At 69.8% G+C, this 22,421-nt stretch carries 17 protein-coding genes; 10 read left to right on the top strand and 7 right to left on the bottom strand.

What is annotated here, in order from left to right:
• The first annotated feature begins 145 nt into the window (after positions 1-145).
• From GCN81_RS13545 to GCN81_RS13500, 10 genes are all read left to right on the top strand, one after another.
• Complete coding sequence (locus GCN81_RS13545; RefSeq protein WP_231626700.1) at positions 146-1,150, top strand: DMT family transporter; 1,005 nt, start codon at positions 146-148, stop codon at positions 1,148-1,150.
• Positions 1,143-2,363: an amino acid aminotransferase gene (locus tag GCN81_RS13540; protein ID WP_156724823.1), complete on the top strand. Its 1,221-nt coding sequence runs from the start codon at positions 1,143-1,145 to the stop codon at positions 2,361-2,363. The genes GCN81_RS13545 and GCN81_RS13540 overlap by 8 nt, the downstream gene beginning before the upstream one ends.
• Positions 2,364-2,429: 66 nt before the next feature.
• The gene (locus tag GCN81_RS13535) at positions 2,430-2,924 is read left to right on the top strand and encodes a peptidylprolyl isomerase (protein ID WP_156724822.1); all 495 of its coding nucleotides are present in this window, start codon (positions 2,430-2,432) and stop codon (positions 2,922-2,924) included.
• Between the two features lie 185 nt (positions 2,925-3,109).
• Entirely contained in the window at positions 3,110-4,399 is a 1,290-nt protein-coding gene (locus GCN81_RS13530) for an ABC transporter substrate-binding protein (RefSeq protein WP_231626699.1), read from the top strand.
• Positions 4,399-5,403, top strand: a complete 1,005-nt coding sequence (locus GCN81_RS13525) for a carbohydrate ABC transporter permease (protein ID WP_197287622.1) — start codon at positions 4,399-4,401, stop codon at positions 5,401-5,403. Before GCN81_RS13530 ends, GCN81_RS13525 begins: the two co-directional genes overlap by 1 nt.
• Complete coding sequence (locus tag GCN81_RS13520) at positions 5,400-6,272, top strand: carbohydrate ABC transporter permease (protein ID WP_156724819.1); 873 nt, start codon at positions 5,400-5,402, stop codon at positions 6,270-6,272. The genes GCN81_RS13525 and GCN81_RS13520 overlap by 4 nt, the downstream gene beginning before the upstream one ends.
• 5 nt (positions 6,273-6,277) lie before the next feature.
• Positions 6,278-6,871, top strand: a complete 594-nt coding sequence (locus GCN81_RS13515) for a hypothetical protein (RefSeq protein WP_231626698.1) — start codon at positions 6,278-6,280, stop codon at positions 6,869-6,871.
• A gap of 126 nt (positions 6,872-6,997) precedes the next feature.
• Positions 6,998-9,754, top strand: a complete 2,757-nt coding sequence (locus tag GCN81_RS13510; RefSeq protein ID WP_156724818.1) for an exo-rhamnogalacturonan lyase family protein — start codon at positions 6,998-7,000, stop codon at positions 9,752-9,754.
• 27 nt (positions 9,755-9,781) lie between these two features.
• Positions 9,782-10,837: a rhamnogalacturonan acetylesterase gene (locus GCN81_RS13505; protein ID WP_156724817.1), complete on the top strand. Its 1,056-nt coding sequence runs from the start codon at positions 9,782-9,784 to the stop codon at positions 10,835-10,837.
• A 79-nt stretch (positions 10,838-10,916) separates the two neighbouring features.
• Positions 10,917-12,311: a BNR repeat-containing protein gene (locus tag GCN81_RS13500; protein ID WP_156724816.1), complete on the top strand. Its 1,395-nt coding sequence runs from the start codon at positions 10,917-10,919 to the stop codon at positions 12,309-12,311.
• Positions 12,312-12,340: 29 nt separating this feature from the next.
• On the opposite strand, the gene GCN81_RS13495 is transcribed toward GCN81_RS13500, so the two are convergent.
• The 7 genes from GCN81_RS13495 to GCN81_RS13465 form a co-directional block, all read right to left on the bottom strand.
• Positions 12,341-14,254, bottom strand: coding sequence for a DUF2264 domain-containing protein (locus GCN81_RS13495; protein ID WP_156724815.1), 1,914 nt, complete (start codon positions 14,252-14,254; stop codon positions 12,341-12,343).
• A complete protein-coding gene (locus GCN81_RS13490) occupies positions 14,251-17,172 on the bottom strand; it encodes a glycoside hydrolase family 2 TIM barrel-domain containing protein (RefSeq protein ID WP_156724814.1) in 2,922 nt (973 codons plus the stop codon). The genes GCN81_RS13495 and GCN81_RS13490 overlap by 4 nt, the downstream gene beginning before the upstream one ends.
• Positions 17,173-17,247: 75 nt before the next feature.
• Positions 17,248-18,117 carry a carbohydrate ABC transporter permease gene (locus GCN81_RS13485; protein WP_156724813.1) on the bottom strand — a complete coding sequence of 290 codons (870 nt, stop codon included), beginning with the start codon at positions 18,115-18,117 and terminating at the stop codon, positions 17,248-17,250.
• Positions 18,114-19,073 (bottom strand): carbohydrate ABC transporter permease, encoded by a 960-nt coding sequence (locus tag GCN81_RS13480; protein WP_156724812.1) that lies wholly within the window; start codon positions 19,071-19,073, stop codon positions 18,114-18,116. Before GCN81_RS13480 ends, GCN81_RS13485 begins: the two co-directional genes overlap by 4 nt.
• A 13-nt stretch (positions 19,074-19,086) precedes the next feature.
• Positions 19,087-20,340, bottom strand: coding sequence for an ABC transporter substrate-binding protein (locus tag GCN81_RS13475; RefSeq protein WP_231626697.1), 1,254 nt, complete (start codon positions 20,338-20,340; stop codon positions 19,087-19,089).
• Positions 20,341-20,465: 125 nt separating this feature from the next.
• Positions 20,466-21,680, bottom strand: coding sequence for an ROK family transcriptional regulator (locus GCN81_RS13470; protein ID WP_156724810.1), 1,215 nt, complete (start codon positions 21,678-21,680; stop codon positions 20,466-20,468).
• A gap of 54 nt (positions 21,681-21,734) precedes the next feature.
• Positions 21,735-22,403 (bottom strand): LutC/YkgG family protein, encoded by a 669-nt coding sequence (locus GCN81_RS13465; protein ID WP_156724809.1) that lies wholly within the window; start codon positions 22,401-22,403, stop codon positions 21,735-21,737.
• Positions 22,404-22,421: the final 18 nt, after the last annotated feature.

Here is a 22,421-nt window from a genome sequence, read left to right as displayed (position 1 = left end):
TGCGGGGCAGAACTAGCAATCATCTGCCTCAGCCATTGGCCTAGCGTTGCGCACGGGCGGGACCGGCTAACCAGCCGGGACGCGGCGCGGCCGCTTCCCGCACCCGGGGACAGGCCAGAGGGCCAGAGGCTGGAGGAAGAGCGCGTTGGTCGCGACGAACACCATGGGGGCACCGCCGCCCTCAACGGTCCACGAGACTCCGGACCCCTCCGGGCCCCAGGCCGCAGGGCCCTCCGGGGCGACCCGCACCCCGATCGCCCCGAACACGGTGGCCTTGGCGGCGCTGGGCCTCACCGTGGCGATCTGGGCCGGATTCGCGCTGAGCGCCCGCGCGCTCAGCGCCTCCACCCTGCTGCCCGCCGACGCCGCGCTCCTGCGGTTCGGCACCCCTCTGGTCATCCTGGCGCCCGCACTGTGGCGACGACGCGGGCGGCTCGCCGCCGTACGGCCCGGCCCCGCGGCAAAGATCATTTGCGGTGCCGGGGTGCCGTTCTTCCTGGCCGCCATGTACGGCGGCTCGCTCACCTCCGCCGCGTTCGTGGGCTCGCTCATACCGGGCATGGTCCCGCTCTTCGTGTCCGCGCTGATGGTCGCGAGCGGACGCGGAGCCCCGCGCGGCACACAGGCGGCCGGGCTCGTCCTGATCGCCGTCGGCGTGCTCGCCCTGGTCTGGCGCTACACCGTCGCACTGGACAGCGACGTCCTGCTCGGCTGCGCCGTACTCCTGCTCGCCAGCGGCCTGTGGGCCCTGTACACGGTCGGACTCAAGGAGGTGGACCTCGACCCCGTCGGGTCGATCGGTCTCCTCTGCCTGCCCTCGTTCGCCGTGATCACGCTGCTGGTCCTGACCGGCGTACTGCCCACCGGCATCGCGCACGCGGCGGCCAGTGACATCGCCCTGTTCCTCGTCGTGCAGGGACTGGGTGTCGGCCTGTGCGCCGGACTGCTCTACGCGTTCGCGATCCGCAGGCTGGGCGCGGAGCGCAGTTCCGTCGTGGGCAGTCTCAGCCCGGTCGCCGTCGTCCTCCTCGCCATCCCGCTGCTGGGTGAGTCACCCACGCTCGCCGTCCTGGTGGGCGTCCCCCTGATCACCACCGGCGTCGTGCTCTCCAACCGACGCCCCCGACCCAAGGTTCCCGCCGATGCTTGAGCTCCTGCCCGTTCCGCCCGCCGATCCCCTGTGGGACCTGGCAGCCGCGTACGCCACCGACACCCGCCCCGACCGCCTGAACCTCGTCGTCGGCGTCTACCGCGACCACACCGGCGCCACCCCCGTCATGGCGGCCGTCCGGGAAGCCGAGATACGCCTCGCGGAGCGATCCGTGTCCAAGGAGTACCGGGGACTGTCCGGCAACCTCGCCTTCAACCAGGCGATGGTCTCGTCGGTCCTGGGGGTCACGGGACTCACCGACCGGGCCGCCGCGGTCCAGACCGTCGCGGGCACCGGCGCGCTGCGCCTGCTCGCCGACCTGGTACGCCAGACCCGGCCCGGCGCGACGGTCTGGATCAGCGACCCCGCGTACGTCAACCACCGGCCCATCCTGGAGGCCGCGGGCCTGACCGTACGGACATACACCTGGCTCGACGCCGAGGGCCGCTCGGACCCGGCAGGCATGCTCCAGGACCTTCAGCGCGCGGAACGCGACGACGTGGTCCTCCTCCAGGGCTGCTGCCACAACCCCTCCGGTGTCGACCTCTCCTTCGACGCCTGGCAGGCACTGGCCGGCCTCGCCGAACGCGACGGCTGGGTCCCCTTCATCGATCTCGCGTACCACGGCCTCGGCGATGGCCTGGAAGCTGACCTGCGGGCCACGCGCATGCTGGCGACCCGCGTCCCCGAGATGCTGATCTCCGTCAGCTGCTCGAAGAACTTCGGCCTCTACAGCGACCGCACCGGCTGCGCCATCGTCCTCAGCCCGTCCCACCGGACGCTGACCCATGTGGAGACCGCGCTCCAGAACATCGCCCGCACGCTGTACTCCATGCCGCCGGAGCACGGCGCCGCGGTGGTGACCACCATCCTTGAGGACGCGGAGCTACGGGCCACCTGGCGCGCCGAACTCGACGCCATGCGCGGCCGCATCTCCGCCAACCGCGCCGACCTGGTCGCCCACCTCAGCGGCCTGGGCCACACGGTCCACGCGGAGACCATCTCCCGGCAGAAGGGCATGTTCTCGACCCTGCCCCTGTCTCCCGGGCAGATGCGGGAGCTACGCGAGCAGTTCGCCATCTACGGCACCGCGTCCGGCCGCGTCAACATCGCCGGAATCGCGGCCCCCCGCATCCCCTATCTCGCCCAGGGCATCGCGGCGGTCCTGGCCCGGTCGGGCGCGGCCCGTCCTGCCCCGTCAGCGGTCTCGTGAACGCACCACGGCGAGCCGGGGGGAGCCGCGTGTGCTCCTGGTGCGAAGAGATGTGAGGATAGATCCATGACCAATGACGTGTTTTTCGACATCACCATCAACGACGAGCCCGCCGGGCGGATCGTCTTCAAGCTGTACGACGACGTGGTCCCCAAGACCGCCCAGAACTTCCGCGAGCTGGCCACCGGCGAGCACGGCTTCGGCTACGAGGGTTCCGGTTTCCACCGGGTCATCCCCAACTTCATGCTCCAGGGTGGTGACTTCACCCGGGGTGACGGCACCGGCGGCAAGAGCATCTACGGCGAGAAGTTCGCCGACGAGAACTTCCAGCTGAAGCACACCAAGCCGGGCCTGCTGTCGATGGCCAACGCTGGCCCCAACACCAACGGCTCGCAGTTCTTCATCACCACCGTCGTCACCGACTGGCTGGACGGCAAGCACGTCGTCTTCGGCGAGGTCGTCGAGGGCATGGACCTCGTCAAGAAGATCGAGAGCCTGGGCTCCGGCAGTGGCGCGACCAAGGCGGCCATCAAGATCGCGAAGTCCGGCGTCGTCGCCTAGTAGCAGTAGCCAAGCACCACATCCGTCCCACAACGGGGACGCCCGCAACCCGCGGGCGTCCCCGTTGTGCGTTGTGGTGCGCTCGATTGATGCCACCCGAACCGTTGACGTACGAACCCACGGTCCTTACGTTTGCCCGCAAGCGCTTTCTAAAAACGATTCAATCAGCGGTTGAGAGGCGAACGGTGCGAACGACTGACGGTGTTGACCGGCGCGGCCTGCTCAGGATCGCGGGTGGCTCAGTGGCCGCCCTCGGTCTCACGGCGACGGCCACCGCGTGTGGAGGCGGCAGCGGATCGGGGGACGGGAAAGTCACCATCAGGTACGCCTGGTGGGGCTCCGACGATCGTGCCAAGAGGATCAGTGAGAGCATCAAGCTCTTCGAGAAGAAGTACCCCAAGATCAAGGTCAAGAAGGACTTCCAGCCCTACCCCGACTTCTGGAAGAAGTTCAACACCCAGGCCTCCGGAGGCAATCCGCCGGATGTCTTCCAGAACGCCATCGGGTTCCTGCGCAAGTACGACGCAAAGAACGTGCTGCTCGACCTGAAGGACCAGGTCACGGCCGGAAACCTGAGCATGGACAACTTCCGCGCGGGCCTGGCTACGTTCGGCGAGGTCGACGGAAAGCTCCTCGGCGTGCCCGTCGGCAGCAACTCGATGGCCCTGGTCATCGACAAGCCCGTCTACACCAAGGCGGGCGTCAAGCCCGAGCAGGGCTGGACCTGGGACGACCTCGACGAGGCGCTGGGGAAGATCCGCGACAAGACGGACCGGGCCGGGGACAGCGGCATGTACGGGATCATGTACCTGTACGACATCTACCTGCGCCAGCAGGGAAAGGCCTTCTTCACCGAGGAGGGACTCGGCTTCACCGAGGCCGATCTGACCCAGTGGTGGACCAAGGCCGACAAGAGCATCAAGTCCGGTCTGGTCGCGGACACGAAGAAGGTCGTCCAGGCCAAGCCCAAGTCCGCGGTCACGGCCGAACTCGCCGCCGGGGAGTTCACCTGGGACAACTTCACCAACCGCTACACCGACGAGGGCAAGAGCGAGTACGGCCTCGCGCCGATCCCGACCACCGACGGCAAGAAGACCGGCCAGTACCTCGGCTCGCTGATGCTCAGCGCCTCCCGCAAGACCAAGCACCCCAAGGAAGTCGCCCAGTTCATCGACTTCATGGTGCACGACCCCGAGGTCGGCAAGATCATGGAGTACGACCGCGGGGTGCACGCCACGACCGAGCAGTACGAGGCGTACCAGCCCAGCGACCCGGTCAACCAGGAGATAGCAGCCTACGAGCAGTCACTCGTCGACGCGGGCGTCCTCGAACCCATCACCCCGCACCCGGAGGGCGCGGACATCTGCGAGTCCGCCTTCCTGCGGATCGCCGAGGAACTGGGCCTGGGCACCCGGTCGGTGGACGAAGCGGTGAAACAGTTCTTCACCGAGGCGAAGACGGCGTTCCGCCACTGATGGGAACGACCGTGACCCACGCCCCCGCGCAGGACGGCGCGCACGCGGCGGCCGCTTCGCCGCGGCACGGCCCACCGGTAGCCCCGGGCCATGCCGCCGTGAAGCGGCGGGCCCGCCGCGAGAACCTCGCTGGATATCTCTTCCTGTCCCCCTGGATCGCCGGTTTCCTGCTGCTCACCGCGGGCCCGATGATTGCCTCGCTCTACTTCGCCTTCACCGACTACAACCTCTTCGACGCCCCACGGTGGGTCGGACTCGCCAACTTCCAGGAGATGTTCGCCGACCCACGCTGGCGAAAGTCGGTGTCGGTGACCCTGTGGTACGTCGTCATCGGCACGCCCCTCAAGCTGGCCCTCGCACTCGGCGTGGCCCTGCTGCTCGCCCAGCAGCGCCGCGGCCAGGCCTTCTACCGGGCCGCGTTCTACGCGCCCTCGCTGATCGGCGCGAGCGTGTCCGTGGCCATCGTATGGAAGGCGATCTTCTCGGACGACGCGGTGGTGGACCGGGCGCAGAGCGCGCTCGGCATGGACGTGGGCGGCTGGATCGGAGACCCGCACTGGATTCTGTACGCCCTGGTGGCGCTCACCGTCTGGCAGTTCGGCGCACCCATGGTGATCTTCCTCGCCGGTCTCAAGCAGGTTCCACGCGAACTGTACGAGGCCGCCGAGGTGGACGGCGCCGGGCCCTGGCGGCGGTTCTGGAACATCACCTTGCCGATGATTTCCCCCGTGCTGTTCTTCAACGTACTCCTTGAAACCATTCATTCCTTCCAGATCTTCGCCTCGGCGTACATCGTCGGCGGGGGAGCGGGCGGCAACGCCTGCGGTCCCGCGGACGGTTCGCTCGTCTACACCTGCTACCTCTACATCCAGGGCTTCGAGAACAGCCGGATGGGCCTCGCCTCAGCGATGGCCTGGATGCTGCTGCTCGCGATCGGCCTGGTGACGGCGGTGCTGTTCTGGTCCCAGCGGCGCTGGGTGCACTACGAGGAGGCCGCCCGATGAGTGCGTCGACCAAGGCCGCGGCGGCAGGCGCCCGCCGGCGCGGGGCCGGTTCGCTCGCCTGGCACATCGGTTCGCTCGCCGTCCTCGCGGTCGTCCTCTACCCCGTACTGTGGGTGCTCGGAGGCTCGTTCAAGCCGGGCAACGAGATCGTCGGCAGCCTGGAGCTCCTGCCGAGCAAACCGGTCACCGACAACTACCGCCGCCTCGCCGACGGCATCGCGGACATCCCGATCTCCACCTTCTTCGTCAACTCGACCGTCCTGGCGGTCGGTTCGGTGATCGGCATCCTGCTGTCCTGCTCCCTCGCCGCGTACGCGTTCGCGCGCATCAGGTTCGCGGGCCGCAACCTGCTCTTCGCGCTGATGATCGGCACCCTGCTGCTGCCCTACCACGTCCTGCTCATCCCGCAGTACGTGCTGTTCCAGAAGATGGGAGTGATCAACACCAACACCCCCTTGCTGCTGGGCAAATACCTCGCCATCGAGGCCTTCTTCGTCTTCCTGATGATGCAGTTCATGCGGAACCTCCCCAAGGAGCTGGACGAGGCGGCCCGGCTGGACGGTTGCGGACACGCCCGGATCTACTGGTCGATCACCCTGCCGCTGTGCCGGCCCGCACTGATCACCAGCGCGATCTTCACCTTCATCAACTCCTGGAACGACTTCCTCGGCCCACTGATCTATCTCAACGACCCGGAGAAGTACACCGTCGCGCTCGGCCTCAAGATGTTTGTCGACCAGGACGGCCTGGCCGACTACGGCGGCATGATCGCCATGTCCCTCGTCGCCCTGCTGCCCGTGCTGCTGTTCTTCCTCGCCTTCCAGCGGTACCTGATCGACGGTATGGCCACCTCCGGACTGAAGGGCTGACCGCCGTGGGCCGCCGCACAGTGCAGTCCGCGGACCAGCAGTCCGCGTTCCGGGCCGGATTCGGCGTCTTCGCCGAGTGCCTGCTCACCGGGGTGTGGGTGGCGCTGGCCGCGCTGCCCCTGCTCACCCTGCCCGCCGCACTCGCCGCCGGAGCCGCCCACCTGCGGCGCCACCTCGCCGACGAGCCCGCCACCTGGCGGGAGTTCACCGCCGATCTGCGCGACGCGGCCCGCTGTGGCTGGCTGGTGGGGCTGGCCGCGCTGGCGGCGCTCGGGCTGCTGTGGGTGGATCTCACCGTCGTACGGGCCGGGCTGCCGGGCGGCCCGGTCGTCGCGGCGGTGGGCGTGCTCGCCGTACTCGGCGCGGCCGTCGCGACGCTGCGGGCGGCCGTACGGTGGCGGCCCGGCTCGGCGTGGCGGCCGCTGCTCGCCGACGCGGGGCAGCGCACCCTGCTCGACCCCGCCGGGTCGCTGCTGCTCGTCTGCGGGCTCGGCGTCGTGGCGGCGTCGGCGTGGCTCGCGCTGCCGCTGGCCGGTCCCGCGCTCGGCATCGTCGTCGCGGCGGCGCTCGCCGTCGAGTGGCGCCACGCCCCGCACTGAGCTGACCTGTTCCCACCTGTTCCACCTATTCCACTGGCTCGCGGCGCTCGCCGCCGAGCCTTCCTCCGCCCTGCCCGAGCAACCCGAAGGAACCCCAAGCAAGCCCAAGGGAAGGAACGAACGACGATGTCCCCGATCCCCCGCAGAACCCTGCTCAAAGCCGCCGCCGTGACCGGTGCCGCCGCCTCGTCCAGCTGGGCACTTGGCCAGGCCAGCGCCCAGGCCGCCCCCGCCGCCGCTCCCCGCGCCGACGGCCCCGTGACCATCGGCTGGCTGGAAGACGGCGGCCTCGGCGCCGCCCTCGGCTCCACCTTCGGCGTGCCCTGGCCGCAGGGCACCCACGCCGCCGGCACCGCGTTCGCCCTGGCCACCGCCGACGGCGATGACGTCCCCGTACAGACCTGGCCCACCGCCTACTGGCCGGACGGCACCCTCAAGTGGACCGCCCACGCGGTCGCCCCCGAAGGTGCCGCGGCCGACACCTTCACCCTCACCCCCGGCAGCACCCCGGCCGGGGGCAAGAAGAAGGTCACCGTCCGTCGTTCCGGCGGCGGGCGCATCACCGTCGACACCGGGACCATCACCGCGGCCATCGGCACCCGCGGCGGCAAGCTGGTCCAGTCCGTGACCCGCGACGGCCGGAAGATCGCCACCGACGGCCGCCTCGTCCTCCTGCGCCAGGGAGACCTCGACGACAGCGACCAGGGCAGCGCCAAGTGGGAGCGGTTCGACGGCGAGATCGGCGAGGCGAAGGTCGAGCAGGCGGGACCGGTACGCGCGGTCATCCGCATCGACGGCAAACACCGCAGGGGCAGGCGCCGTTGGCTGCCCTTCAGCGTCCGGCTCTACTTCTACGCGGGCTCCGAGTCCTTCCGTATGGTGCACACGCTCACGTACGACGGCGAACAGACCGCGGGCCGCACCAGAGGCGACTTCATCCGTGGCCTCGGCGTCCGCTTCACCGTCCCGATGCGCGACGAGACCTACGACCGGCACATCCGCGTCGGCGGTGAAGGCACCGGCATGCTCGTCGAGGCCGTCAAGGGCATCACCGGACTGCGCCGCGACCCGGGCGAAACCGTCCGTACCGCGCAGGTCAAGGGCACCAAACTGCCCGACCCCAGCACCTGGGACCAGCGCGTCACCTCGCGCCTGCACTACATCCCCGAGTGGGGCGACTACACCCTGACCCAGCTGTCCGCCGACGGCTTCGGCGTGCGCAAGCGCACCAAGGAGGGCCACGGCTGGATACCCGCCGGAGGCGGACGCCGAGCCTCCGGCTTCGGCTATGTGGGCGGAGTTTCCGGCGGCCTCTCCTTCGGGCTGCGCGACTTCTGGCGCAAGTTCCCCGCCCAGCTCGACATTCGGGGCGCACAGACCCGCGAGGCCGAGGTCACCCTGTGGCTGTGGTCGCCCGAAGCCCAGCCGATGGACCTGCGCTTCTACCACGACGGCATGGACCAGGACACCCACCCCGAGCAACTCGAAGGCCTCAATATCACCTACGAGGACTACGAGCCCGAGTTCGGCACCCCCTACGGCATCGCCCGCACCAGCGAGCTGATGTTCTGGGCCAACGACACCACTCCCCAGGCTGCCGAACTCGCCCGCCAGGCCCAGGCCGCCGAAACCCCGCCCCAGCTCGCCGCCCCACCTGAACACCTCGCGGCAGCCAAGGTGTTCGGAGGGCTCTTCGCCCCCGTCGACCGCTCCACCGCACCCAAGAAGAAGATCGAGGACCACCTCGACTTCCTCTTCACCTACTACAAGGACCAGGTGGAGCAGCGCCGTTGGTACGGCTTCTGGGACTACGGCGACATCATGCACACCTACGACACCGACCGCCGCCAGTGGCGCTACGACGTCGGCGGCTACGCCTGGGACAACTCCGAACTCTCGCCTGACCTGTGGCTCTGGTACGCCTATCTGCGCTCCGGCCGCGCCGACATCTTCCGTTTCGCCGAGGCCATGACCCGCCACACCGGCGAAGTCGACGTCTACCACCTCGGCAAGTGGGCGGGCCTCGGCACCCGGCACGGCGTGCAGCACTTCGCGGACAGCGCCAAGCAACAGCGCATCTCCACCGCCGTCTACCGACGCCCGTACTACTTCCTCACGGCCGACGAGCGGGTCGGCGACCTCATGCACTCCCTGGTCGACTCCGACGAGACCTTCCTCGCCCTCGACCCCATCCGCAAGATCCGCAAGGAGCCGTACGAGCCCGACCGAAACGCCCTGTCCATCGGCTTCGGCACGGACTGGAGCGGTCTCGCGGCGGCCTGGCTGACCGAGTGGGAACGCAAGGGACCGAAGGCGAAGAAGGCGAAGGGCCGGCTGCTCGGCACCATGGAGACCATCGCGGCCCAGCCCAACGGCTTCGTCCAGGGCACCGCGCTGTACGACCTCGACACCGGCCGCTTCGCGATCGCCGACGAACCGGCGGTCGGCGTCTCGCACCTGTCGGCGATGTTCGGCCTGGTCGAGATCAACGCCGAGCTCATCGCCATGGTCGACGTGCCCCGCTTCAAGGAGGCCTGGCTGGACTACTGCCGCTACTACAGCGCCACCAAGGCCGAACAGGCCGAGCGCTACGGCAAGAACTTCGGCACCCTGCTGCTCTTCCAGGGCCACTCACGCCAGGACGCGTACGCGGCCGTCCAACTCGGCGACGACAAGCTGGCCGCCCGGGCCTGGAGCAAGTTCTACGACGGCGACCCCTGGGACTACCGCGAGTCCGACCCGTGGGACACCGAGAAGATCGAGGGTCCCGTCGCTCTGGTCCCCGGCAGCGACGCCCCCTGGGTCGGCACCAACACCACGGCCCTGTACGGCCTCGCCGCGATCCAGAACCTCGCCCTGGTGGGCGACAAGATCCCGAACTGACCAGGGAGACGACCGATGAGACGACGCATGAGACGACGCACCCCCGCGGCCGCACTGCTCGCGGCCCTGACCATCCTGGGCACGCTCGCCACCGTCCCCGCGCAGGCAACGCCCCTCGCTCAGCCACCCGGCCACGGAAAGGGCCGCCCGCTGGAGAACTGCACCAGAACCACCCCCATCCGCTGCCACTTCGACGTCGAACCCGGCACCTACGACGTCACGGTCCAACTCGGTGGCCGCAGAGCGGGCAGCACCGCCATCACCGCCGAGACGCACCGCACCCTGCTCGCCGAGACCGCGACCAGAGCCGGTGAGCGGCTGCGACGCACCTTCACCATCGATGTCCGTACGCCCGAAGGTGAGCCGACGGGACCCGACGGCACCCCAGGCCTCGACCTTGTCTTCTCCGGCGACGCACCCCGCCTCACCGGCCTCAAGGTCGCGCCCGCCCGGCAGGCCCGCCAGCTCCTCCTGATCGGCGACTCGACCTCCTGCGATCAGCCCGAGGCCCCGTACTCCGGCTGGGGCCAGCAGCTGCCGCAGTACCTGGAACGCGGCCTCTCCGTGGCCAACCAGGCCGACTCCGGGGAGAGCACGGTCAGCTATCTCGCCAACCCCGCGCTCTTCGCGACCGTACGCGGCAAAATCCGCGAGGACGACCTGGTGCTCATCCAACTCGCCCACAACGACAAGCAGACCGACGCGGCGACCTACCGCGCGAACCTCACGGCACTGGTGGAGGGTGTACGCGCGGAGGGCGGCCGCCCTGTCATCGCCACGCCCATCGTGCGCCGCTGGTTCACCGCGGACGGCACCCTCGACAACGACATCGCCCTGATCGTCAACGGTCTCGGTGTGAACCTCCCCGCGGAGGCCCGCGCCATGGCGGCGTCACTCGGCACGCCGTTGGTCGACATGACGGCGCTCACCAAGGCACGGGTCGAGCAACTCGGCCCCGACGCGTCCAAGGCGCTGTATCTGACCGACGAGAAGCGCGACAACACGCACACGTCGCTCCGGGGCGCGACGGAGTACGCCGCCCTGGCCATCGGCGAACTACGCGCCCAGGGACTCGTGGACTGACCCGACGCCGCTGACCTGACGCCGCTGACCCGAGGGGCGGGCCCGGACATCCAGCCGGGCCCGCCCCCAACGGAGAACCATGTCCCACCACTCCACCCCATCGGTCCCGTCCGTCACCTTGATCTCCGACACCCCACTCGACGCGACGGCCCTGTACTTCGTGTCGTACGACGGCCTGGTCAACAACAACTCCTTCCAGAAGAACGGCATCCTGACCCACCGGGGACACCAGTACGCCGCCTGGTACACCGCCGACCGCAGCGCCACCGTGGCCCGGCGCGCCCTGCCCGACGGGCCGTGGCAGCGGGTCGCCCTGCCGCACCGGCTGCGCTACGACGACTCCCACAACGTCATCTGCCTCGGCGTCTCCCCGGACGACGGCCGCCTCCATCTCCTCATGGACGCGCACAGCGACGCCTTCTTCTCCGTCACGTCCGAACCGGGCCTTACGGACGCTCCCCAGACCCGCGCCTGGACGGCGGCCCGCTTCGGCGACGTACAGCGGACCCTCGGCGGTGCCACCCTGACCGACCAGTTCACCTATCCGCAGTTCCTCATCGCCCCGGACTGCGCCCTGCAACTGCTCTACCGCAGCGGTGTGTCGGGTGACGGACAGGCCGCACTCGCCGAGTACGCCGACGGACGCTGGACCGACCTCGGTGCGATCTCCGCCTCCACCGGCACCTACACCACCGCACACGGCACCTCCACCGCACGCAGCATGTACGTACACGGCTGCGACTACGGGCCCGACGGCACCCTGCATGTCTTCTTCACCTGGCGTGAACAGCACGCGGCCGTGATGCGAGCGCCAGGCGGCATCGCCAACCACGACCTGTGCTACGTCACCAGCCCCGACCACGGCCGCACCTGGAAGGACACCGAGCACACCGTCGCCGCCACCGGCACCGGCGACCTCGTATCCGTCGCCGACACCGGCACGATCGTCGTGCCGCTCGCCCCCGACCACGCCCTGATGAACCAGGAGAGCCAGGCCGTCGACTCCCAGGGCCGCCCGCACGCCCTGTGGTCCTACGTCCCGCCACGCCTCGCCCCGTACGTCACCGACTACGCCGCCGACCGTGCCGCGCACGCCCGCGTCTTTCACACACACCGTGCGACGGACGGGCGGTGGCACACGACCGAGCTGCCCGAGCCGCCACGCTCCACCCAGCGCACCCGCCTGGTGTTCGACCGCCACGACCACGCGTACGCCGTCCTGCCCAAGGGCACGATCGTCGCCGCGTCGGCCGCATCCGCCTGGCGCGACTGGCGGGTCGTGTACGACGGGACGGACCTGCGCGCGTTCGGAGAGGTCGTCGTCGACGAACTCCGGCTGAAGGAGGGGGAGGACGGGAAGGAGGGGAAGGAGGGGAAGGAGGGGACGGTCCTCTCCGTGCTCTACCAGCAGACGTCCAGCGGTACGACGCCCTCACCGATCAGGGTCGCCGACTTCGCCCTGCCGGACGGCTGACCCGCCCGAGGCCCGACGCCCGACGCCCGTCACCCGACGTGCCGGACCGCCAGCCGTGGCGTGAAGTCGACGCGGGTACGCGCGCCGTCGCCGGACCACCGCACCTCCACGGCATCGGCGGACGCCGACTCCACGACCGCCACGGTGGTCACCTCCGACGGCGGGCGCGCGCCCTCCCCGGTGAGGGCCGCCAGCGCCACCACCACGCCGTCGGACCCGGTGAGGCTGGCGGTCAGACGCGGCACCGTCGCCCAGCGCGTGAACGCCGTTCCCCCCGGCGCCCGCAGGATCTCCGGGCCGCTGGAATCCCACCCGTACAACCCCACCAGCACCGACACCAGCGGTTCATCCGGCCCCGTCGCCCAGCCCGAGAGCCGCACCCGCGACCCACCGAGCGGGGCCCCCACCACGCGGTGCACGCGCAGCTCCCAGCACCCGCGCACCACCGTCATGCTGTCCACGCGCAGCCCCGGCACCATCGGCGGCCCCGACGGGAACACCGGCCGGTGCGCGGAGGCCGCCCACGCCACGCCGTCACCGTGCCCGGCACCCAGCGGGCGAATCCGGCAGCGTAGAGACTGCACACCGTCCACCTCCAACGCCACGTGATTGTCCGGGGTGTTGGTGGGGGCGGAAGGGCCGGTGCGGGTCGAGTACGCGAAGCGCCCGTACAGCGGATCGTGCAGGTGCGCGATGTTCCCCTCGTGCGGGCGGATGTCGTCGCTGCCGTGGTTGTGCAGGCGGGCGATGCCGTCGGCGGCCGTGGTGTGGATGAGGAGTCCGGGCGCGGGGAGCGCCAGCACCCGGTCCTCGGTCTCCGTCGGAGCGGGCTCTTCCGTGGCCGTCCACAGCGGGTCGTCCGCGGGGGCCAGCAGCGCCACGAACGCCTTCGACGCCCAGTACGGCGACGCTGGACCCGAATACGGTTGCAGGCTCGCCTCATGCGGACCGTGCCAGCCGAGCGTGAGCAGCCCGTCGCCGTCCACGGCACCCCGGTCGATGAAGTAGCGCAGACAACCGCTGAGGATACGGCGCGAGGCGCCCGGCGACAGCGGCGTATGGCCGGTCAGCGCGCCCGCCGCCACCGCCGCGCCCGCCGCGAACCGGTACGTCAGGGAGCGCCCGAAGTGCACCGGGCCACCGTCGCCGCCGAACAGCGACGCGAAACCGTCGAGGTGGGCGGCCAGGCGCGGCCCGTACACATCGAGGAGATGCTGGTCGGCGGCGAGGTGGGCGTGCAGGACCGGGTAGAGGTGCAGGGCCCAGCCGTTGTAGTGGTCAAAGGCCCGGCCGTCCCCGTCCGCGTACCAGCCGTCCCCGCGATACCAGCTCTCCAGCAGGCCAAGGCCGCGCTCGATCGCCCGGGCCGTCTCGGCGTCGCCGCGCCCCACCGACTCCAGGAAGCCCGCGACCGTGAGCGGGAAGAGATACCAGTTGTTCGGCGCCGGGGTATGCCGCAGCGCGCCGCGCAACCAGGCCTCGGCGCCTTCGCGTACGGCGTCGTCGAGCCGGTCCCACAGCCACGGCCTGCTCAGCCGCAGCCCGAGCGCCACGGACGCGGACTCCACCATCGGCTGGCCCCGCACATGGTGGTCGAGGATCAGCGGCCACGACTCGGCGTCCGGGCGCCCCGGCGTACGGGTGCCCGCCGCGAGGCCCTCCGCGTACCGTCCGAGCAGACCGTGCGGGTCCTCGCCCCCGGCGCCCGCGACGCGTGTCGACGCCGCGAGAAACGTACGGGCGAAACCCTCCAGGCCATCCGAGCGGACCCCGGAAACCGAGGACCGCCCCGGCAGGTCGAGCAGGGCACCCCCTGGACTCGCCCACCGCCAGGCAGCGTCGACGAGCTGGTCGGCCGTGGCCTCCCAGTGGGCACGGACCCAGCCGGTGTGCGGGCTGAGCGCGCGGTCCTCGGCGGGGAGTTCCAGGGGGCCGCGGCTCACGCGTGCTCTGCCTCTCCCTGGCCGGTCTCCGTGAAGGTGAACGCGAACTCAGCCGGGCTCGCGTGCAGTTCGTACGACGGCAGCACGCCGGGCCCGCACGACTGCGAGCCGATGCCATGCTGCCGGTGGTCCAGGTTCACCCACAGCGTGTCGCCGGGCGTGAGGTCCGTCAGATGCCTGGCCGCGTCCAGCTGCTCGGTGGTCCAGCGGCGCGCCGTGAGCCAGAACTCCGGTGCCCCCTCCACTCGCAGACCACCCAACTCGGCCCACCGCACGTCCGCCCGCGCCCCGTTCTCCTGGGGGCGGACGTACGGCGTCTGCAACTGAGGCACCCGCGCCTCCCACTGACCGACGCGCGACGCGGCGACCGTGTCCGGGTACGCCTCACCGGGGCCACCCCCGTACCAGCGCACCGCGTCGCCCGCGCCGGGCAGCCCGAGCCGGACACCGAGCCGGGGCAGCGGAACCTGCCAGTCACCCTCGGGCGTCACGGACACCGCCAGGTGCAGCCGCGTCCCGTCGGAGGTCCAGCGGTAGACCGCGCGCAGCCCAAGATCGCGCCCCGCGGGTGCCACCCGGGTGCGGACGGTCAGCCCGTCACCGACCTCGACGGTGTCCAGGCGGTGCCGCATCCGGTGCAGGCCCAGTTCACGCCAGAGCGGGCCGTGGCGTAGGTCGGGCTGCCAGGGGGCTCCGTTGTCGTTGTCGGTCGGAGCGCGCCACACATCCAGCCGCAGGTCGCTCACCTCGACGGCGCCGAGGGAGCACAGGGCGCCGGTACGGGCATCGAAGACGGCCGGACCGAGGCCGATATGTCCGAGGCCGATACGTCCGTGGCCGATGCGGCCGTCGCCGGGCACCGGCTGGGCGCCCACTGGCACCGGCGCTAGCACACGCGGCGCGGCGGGAAACTGTGCCCAGGCCACCTCATGCCCGGCGGCCGCCCACGCGGTGTCCCCGGCGAGCACCGCGCGCACCACCCAGTGCGCTTCGCCGCCCTGCCCCCGCGCCGCCACCGACACCACGGGCAGCTTGACCTCGGCGCTCTCACCCGGCCCGAGGGCGGGCACGGCCAGCGGGCCCGAGTCGACGCTCACGCCCTCGACGTCGTACGACCAGGTGAACGTCAGAGCGGACAGGTCCGCGAAGTCATACCCGTTGGTGACCGTCAGCCGCTCCTGCACGCTGCCGTCGCCGTCGCCATCGCCTTCGCCGTCGCCTTCGATGCGGACGGGCTCGACGACCTTCTTGTACTCGATCAGGCCGGGCGACGGGGTGCGGTCAGGGAAGAGCAGGCCGTCGCAGACGAAGTTCGCGTCGTGCAGTTCCTCGCCGAAGTCGCCGCCGTAGGCGTAGCCGTAGCGCTCGTCCCGGATGCCATGGTCGATCCACTCCCAGACGAAGCCGCCCTGGAGCCGGTCGTACGTCTCGAAGAGCCGCTGGTAGTCGGCGAGGCCGCCGGGACCGTTGCCCATGGCGTGCGCGTACTCGCAGAGCAGGAAGGGCAGTTGACGTCGTCGTTCGGTACCGCCGTCGAGGCCCTGGCCGATCCGTTCCACCTCAGCGTGCGGTGCGTACATGCGGGAGTACACGTCGGTGTCGCGGCAGTCGCGGTCGCCCTCGTAGTGCAGCAGCCGGGAGGGGTCGCGGTCGCGGACCCACTGGGCCATGGCGATCAGACCCCGGCCGGTGCCGCACTCGTTGCCGAGGGACCACAGGATCACGCTGGGGTGGTTCTTGTCGCGCTCGACCATACGGGCCGCGCGGTCGAGGAGCGCCGGGGTCCAGCGGTCGTCGTCCACGGGGTTGTCGCGCCAGCCCTGCTCGATGAAGCCGTGCGTCTCCAGGTCACACTCGTCGATCACCCACAGGCCGTACTGGTCGCAGAGGTCGAGGAAGGCGGGATGCGGCGGATAGTGGGAGGTGCGCACGGCGTTGATGTTGTGCCGCTTCATCAGGAGTACGTCGGCGCGCATGGTGTCCAGGTCCAAGGTCCTGCCGGTCTCGGGGTGGAACTCGTGCCGGTTGACGCCCTTGAACAGCACCGCGGTGCCGTTGACCTTGATCAGGCCGTCCTCCAGGGCCACGGTACGGAACCCGATCCGCAGCGGCACCCGATCGGCCCCGGTCGTCAACTCACCGTCGTACAGGCGAGGAAGCTCAGCCGACCACGGCTCGACGGGCACGGTCACCGACGCGCCCGTGGCCACGTCGAGTCCGAGCTCGGGCACCGTGACGCGGCCCGGCGCGTCCGTGTCGACACGCAGGGTGCCGGTGCCGTCTCGATGGTCGTACGACGCGTGCACGAAGAAGTCCCGGGTAGCGCCCTCGGGTTGGTGGACGAGTGTGACATCGCGGAAGATGCCGGGCAGCCACCACTGGTCCTGGTCCTCCAGATACGACCCGGCCGACCACTGGTGAACCCGTACGGCCAGGACGTTCCCGGTGGGCTTGAGGAGGGACCCGACGGCGAACTCGTGGGGCAGCCGGGAGCCCTGGAAGGCGCCAAGCTCCCGCCCGTTGAGCCACACCTTCGCACAGGACTCCACCCCCTCGAAGCGGAGCACCGCCCCGCCCCCTGCGGGCCAGTCGCCGGGCAGGTCGAAGAGCCGCAGATGGTCGCCGGTGGGGTTCTCGGACGGCACGCGCGGCGGGTCGACGGGGAACGGGTAGAGGTGATTGGTGTAGAGGGGCGCACCGTGTCCCTGGAGCCCCCAGTGGCCCGGCACCGCCACCTCCGCCCAGGCGGACGCGTCGAAGCCGACGGCGGCGAACGCCTCATCGTGCTGGTCAACAGCCTCCGACAGGCGAAGGCGCCAGAGGCCGTTCAGCGACAGAGCGGTGGCCGCCTCGCGGTGGGCGGACGGCGGCAACACGCCCTGGGAGAGGGCCGGATCCTCGACGTACGCGAAAGACATCGTGCTCCTAGTGCAGTTAGGTCAGCTAAGTCAGCTAAGTCAGCTAAGTCAGCTAAGTCAGCCAGTTCAGTGAGTTCAGCCCTTGATGCCCGTCTGCGCGATCCCCTGCACCAGCCAGCGCTGGAGGAAGAGGAACACGAACAGCAGGGGCAGAAGGGAAACCGCGGTGGCCATGAAGATCAGATGGAAGTTGACGGTCTGGTTGGTCATATACGCGGAGAGCGCCACCTGTACGGTCCACGCCTCCTGGTCCTGCCCGATGACCAGCGGCCACAGGAAGGCGTTCCAGCCGCTGATGAACGTGATGGTCGCGATGGCGGCGAAGAAGTTCAGCGAGTTCGGCACGACGACACGCCAGTACGAGCCCCAATAGCTCAGCCCGTCGACGCGCGCCGCCTCCTCCAGTTCCCTGGGGAAGCCCAGGAAGTACTGGCGGAACAGGAAGCAGGTGAAGCCACTGAACAGGCCCGGAACGATCAGCCCCTGGAAGCTGGACACCCAGCCGAGCGACGAGACGAGCACAAAGCTGGGCACGAAGGTCACGGCCGTCGGGACCATCAGCGTCACCAGGACCACGTAGAAGACCTTGTTGGCGTGTCGGTACGGGATACGGGCGAGGCCGTAGCCCGCGAGGGAACACACGAACAGGGTGCCGATGGTGTGCGCGACGCCCACGACAGTGGAGTTCCACAGGGCGCGGCCGAACGGCACCGTCTCGTCGCCGAACAGCTCGGTGACATTGCCCCACTGGAGATCGGTGGGAAAGAACTGCCAGTTCTCGCCGGTGATCTCGGCGTCCGTGGACAGCGCGTTGCGGACGATCAGATAGAAGGGGACGAGGAAGAGCAGGGCGCAGACACCTACGGCCAGATACAGCCCCGCGCTGCCCGAAGCGCGTTGCCTCGCGCGGACACGACCCTCGTCGCTCAGGTGAACGCGGCTCACTTGCCCCCCTTGGCCGTGTACTCCTCATCGCCGCGCCCGAACCCCATGATCTTGCCCTGGAGGAGCGTCACCGCACAGATCAGGGCCGTCAGGATCATCGCGCCCGCGCTGCCGCGCCCGTAGTCCTGGTTCTCGCCGAGCGCCGTGTAGTACAGGTCGACCAGGGGCGGCTGTCCCCAGGTGGCCTTGGGGAGGAGATTGAAGAACTCGTCGAAGGCCTGGTACGCGGCGATCAGCAACAGCAGCACCACCGCCGTGGACGTGGCCCGCAGTTGCGGCAGCGTGATGTACCGAAACGTCTGCCAGCCGGACTTGGCCCCGTCGATGGCCGCCGCCTCGTACAGCTCCCTCGGGATGTTCTGCAGTGCCGCCAGGAAGAGGATCATGAAGAACCCGGACTGAAGCCACAGCCGGACGGTCACGATCACCAGCCAGTACCAGGGCGGGTGGGGGTCGGCGAGCCAGGCGATGGTGTCCACGCCGAACCAGCCGAGGACCGTGTTCATCAGGCCGAACCGCACCCCGCTGAAGATGGACATCTTCCAGATGAGGGAGGCCGCGACGAAACTGCACGCCGTGGGCAGGAAGAACACGGACCGGAAGAAGGCCCGCATGAACCGCAGCCGGTTCACCATCAGCGCGAGGGCGAGCGAGAACGCCCAGGTCACCGGGACGACGATGGCTGCGAAGACCGTGAAGGTGCCCAGGCTCTTGACGAAGCCACCGCTGGTCAGCATCTGGACGTAGTTGTCCCAGCCGACGAACTCGCTGGGCGTGACCGTGGAACGGGCCTCGAAGAAGCTGAGCCAGGCACTCCAGACGATGGGCACGTACACGAAGATCACCAGGCCCACCAGGAACGGCCCGGTGAACAGCCAGAAGTGGAGCGTGGGGCCCCGCACACCACGTACGCGACGTATGCCAGGCGCGCCACGGGGGGAGGTCGGGGTGGACATCGCGGAGCCCGCCCTATCCGAAGAGGGACGTGAGCTCGCGGTTCACCGTCTTGTCGCACTTGTCGAGCGCGGCTTCGGGCGCCATCCCGCTGCGTACGGCGTCGGCGATGACCTTCTCGACGGCGGTGATCATGGCCTGCGTCCAGTGCGGGTTGTCGAACCGCCCGTATTTCCCGGCCAGTTCGACGCCCTCGGCGGCGAGTCCCGTCTTCAGCTTGTCGGCCTTCGCGGCGATCGACTTGCGCGGCGGGATGTGGAAGCCGTAGTTGAGCGCCCAGTCCTCCTGGTACTCGGTCTGGTCGATCCACAGCCACTTCACGTACTCCTTGGCCAGGTCCACGTCCTTGGCCTTGGCGCTGACGAACATGGACCAGCCACCGTTGATCAGTGACGGTCCGCCCGCGTCGGCGCACTGGGGGAAGGGGATGATCCCGATGTCGTCGCCGTGCGCCTTCTGCATGGCGGGCATGGCCCACATGCCGCACCACTGCATCGCGGCCAGGCCCTGGTTGAAGGCTGACGGGTCCCAGTAGTCCGCCGGGGCGTCCAGGAGGAGACTGCCGCTCTTGAAGAGTGTGCGCATGGTGCCGAGCGTCGCGGCGAACGCGTCGGTGTGGTAGGCGATCTCGTTCTTCTCGGTGAGCAGGTCGGCGCCGGAGCCCCAGATCAGCGGGCGGGCGACATCGACCAGGTTGTTGCCGAGGAAGAGGCCCTTCACCTTGTCGGTCGTGAGCTTCCTGGACGCCTCGACCAGCTCGTCCAGCGTGCCGGGAGGCTTCAGGCCCGCCTTGTCGAGCAGGGACTTACGGTAGTAGAGGAACTTCGGGTCGTCGATCATCCGGACGCCCCAGATCTTCCCGTCCATGGTGTGCGACGTCAGGTCGGCCTCGACGAAGTCGTCCTTGACGGGCTCGATGATGTCGTCGAGCGGCACGATCTGCTCGGCCTTCACCAGCTGTATCTGCGGGTGGAACTCGAACACATCCGGCGCGTCCGAGGACAGCAACGCCGAGAAGAGCTTGCTCTCGAAGTTGGACCCGGTGATCCACTGGGTGCGCACATCAGCCTTGCCGAACGCCTTGGCGTACCGCTTGATCGCCTGCTGGGTCCCCTCCTCGCCGTAGGCGTGGAAGTACTGCGTGAGGTCGCCCGAACCACCGCCCCCGCGACCGGTGTTGGACCCGCAGGCGCCGAGCGCGCCGAGGGCGGCGAGCCCGCCAGCGGCCCGGAGGAAGGCGCGGCGGTCGAAGGAGCTACGTGGGGGCATCGTGACGTCCTTGTCTTGAGGCGAGCGAACCATGGACTGTGCGTGATTACGGAAGCTGTTCGGGATGCCGAATGCACTGATACGCAGAGGGATTCGGTATCCCGAAGGGCAGGGACCGGCGGGAACTACCGGCGGCTCCTGGCCAGGGGGGTGCGGACATGCGTCAGGGCGCCTTCGAGCGCGAACGTCGCCGCGCCGAGACATACCGGGTCAGTCGGGATGGGCGAGAGGACGATCTCCGTGGCGGCGAGCGGCCGCCGCAGGGCGTGCCGGGCCACCGCCTCGCGTACCGCGTCGAGTAGCGGCTCGCCGAGCCGGGCGGCGACCCAGCTGCTCAGGATGATCACCTCGGGGTTGAGCAGGTTCACCAGATTGGCCAGGGCCGCGCCCAGATAGCGGGCGGTGTGCCCAAGCGTCGCGACGGCCACCGGGTCGCCGTCGGCGACGGCGCGGGCCAGCGCGTCGATGGCCGCCGTCTGGTCGTCCCCAGACCGCGACAGCGCGCTGTCCGGATGCAGCTCCCGCAGACTGCGCATGATGCCGGGCGCCCCGACGTACGTCTCCACACAGCCGCGGCCGCCACAGTGACAACGCCGCCCGTCGAGGACCAGCGTGGTGTGCCCCCACTCGCCCGCGCTGTTACTGACCCCGCGATGCAGCGCCCCGCCCAGGGCGAGCCCGGCGCCCACGCCCGTGCCGAGATTGACGACCACCGCGTCACTCCGGCCGCGCGCCGCCCCGAACCACAGCTCCGCCGCCGTGCAGGCGTGCAGCGGATTGTCGAGGTACAGCGGATGGGCGAGCTGACCCGACAGGGCGTCGAGCAGCGGCACATCATGCCAGTCCCAGTTCGGCGCGTACACCGACAGACCGCCCTCTCGGTCCACCTGCCCCGGAACGCTCACCCCCACCCCGAGCACCCGGTGGCCGTCGGCCAGCTCCGCCGTCACCGCGTGGACGCCCGCCACGACCAGGGCGACGACCTCCTCGGGACCGCGCGCCCCGGGCCGCACCCGCTCCTCGGAGCGAGCGACGACGTTCAACCCCAGGTCGAACAGCTCGACATGGACGTACGTCTCGGCGATGTCGACGCCGACGAGCGCCCCGCCCTCGGTGTTGAGGGCGACCAGGCCCCGTGGCCGCCCGCCCCCGGAGTCCACGAAGCCGACCTCCGTAACCAGACCCAGCTCGACCAACTCCCCGACGAGGGTGGCCACCGTGGCCGAGCTCAGCCCGGTCGCCGCCGCCAACTCCTGCCGGGACGCGGGGGAGTGGGCGATGAACTGGCGCAGGACCTGGTAGCGGTTGGAGGTACGGATGTCACGCGACGTGCGCTTCACGGGGAGACCCCCTGACCTTGGCGATGCGCGCAGGCTACGAGTTCGCACACACTTCTACAAGGGGTTAGGAAAGGGGTTGTTGAAAGTGAGGACCACTTCAAGAGAGCGCGGCCCGTGCACCCCCTCCACCCGGTCCAGCTCGATATCGCTGGTCGCCGACGGGCCGGAGATCCAGGTCAACGGGCGTGTCGGGTCCAGGCGTTCAAGAGCCTGCGGGACAGCGGAGACCACCTGGTCGGGGACCCGCACCACACAGATGTGGTGGTCGGGGACCAGGGTGATACGGCGACGGCCCTGGTCCAGGCTTCCGTCCAGCACGATCGTGCCTGTCTCGGCGATCGCCACCGCGCACGCGGTGATCACACTGTCGACCCGGTCAAGTTCCGTAAGGCTGCTGTCCGCTCGGTCCGGGACGCGCTCAGCATTGGTCGCCGAGAGCCAGTCGGGGTCCAGACCCGAGGGGACGAGCAGGGTCTTCGCGCCCCGCGCGGCCACCATCCCGGCGACCACCGCCGGAAGATCCGCCGCCGCGCAGCGGTGCACGATCGCGCGGTAGTCCGCCAGGTTCACCGCGAGCAGGTCCACCGTCTGCTCGACGCTCCGGTCGCCGTGCTCAGCGACGTAGGCGCGCGCGACCGCCCCCTCATACGGCGTGCCGTCGTCCCGTGGTACGTCGGCGAGCGCGCGCCGCACCCGCCCCAGAACCCGCTCCCTGCTGCTCACTCGGTCCACTCGATCCAC

The organism is Streptomyces apocyni (genome assembly GCF_009739465.1).
Classification (GTDB): domain Bacteria; phylum Actinomycetota; class Actinomycetes; order Streptomycetales; family Streptomycetaceae; genus Streptomyces; species Streptomyces apocyni.
Note: the sequence above shows the minus strand (reverse complement) of the source record. Positions and strands in the feature narration are given on the sequence as shown.

Bases quoted from the DNA above. Each gene is read 5' to 3' on its own strand.
- GCN81_RS13520 (WP_156724819.1), top strand. From the start codon at position 5,400: ATGAGTGCGTCGACCAAGGCCGCGGCGGCAGGCGCCCGCCGGCGCGGG.
- GCN81_RS13480 (WP_156724812.1), bottom strand. From the start codon at position 19,073: ATGTCCACCCCGACCTCCCCCCGTGGCGCGCCTGGCATACGTCGCGTA.
- GCN81_RS13500 (WP_156724816.1), top strand. From the start codon at position 10,917: ATGTCCCACCACTCCACCCCATCGGTCCCGTCCGTCACCTTGATCTCC.
- GCN81_RS13490 (WP_156724814.1), bottom strand. From the start codon at position 17,172: ATGTCTTTCGCGTACGTCGAGGATCCGGCCCTCTCCCAGGGCGTGTTG.
- GCN81_RS13540 (WP_156724823.1), top strand. From the start codon at position 1,143: ATGCTTGAGCTCCTGCCCGTTCCGCCCGCCGATCCCCTGTGGGACCTG.
- GCN81_RS13525 (WP_197287622.1), top strand. From the start codon at position 4,399: ATGGGAACGACCGTGACCCACGCCCCCGCGCAGGACGGCGCGCACGCG.
- GCN81_RS13535 (WP_156724822.1), top strand. From the start codon at position 2,430: ATGACCAATGACGTGTTTTTCGACATCACCATCAACGACGAGCCCGCC.
- GCN81_RS13505 (WP_156724817.1), top strand. From the start codon at position 9,782: ATGAGACGACGCACCCCCGCGGCCGCACTGCTCGCGGCCCTGACCATC.
- GCN81_RS13510 (WP_156724818.1), top strand. From the start codon at position 6,998: ATGTCCCCGATCCCCCGCAGAACCCTGCTCAAAGCCGCCGCCGTGACC.
- GCN81_RS13475 (WP_231626697.1), bottom strand. From the start codon at position 20,340: ATGCCCCCACGTAGCTCCTTCGACCGCCGCGCCTTCCTCCGGGCCGCT.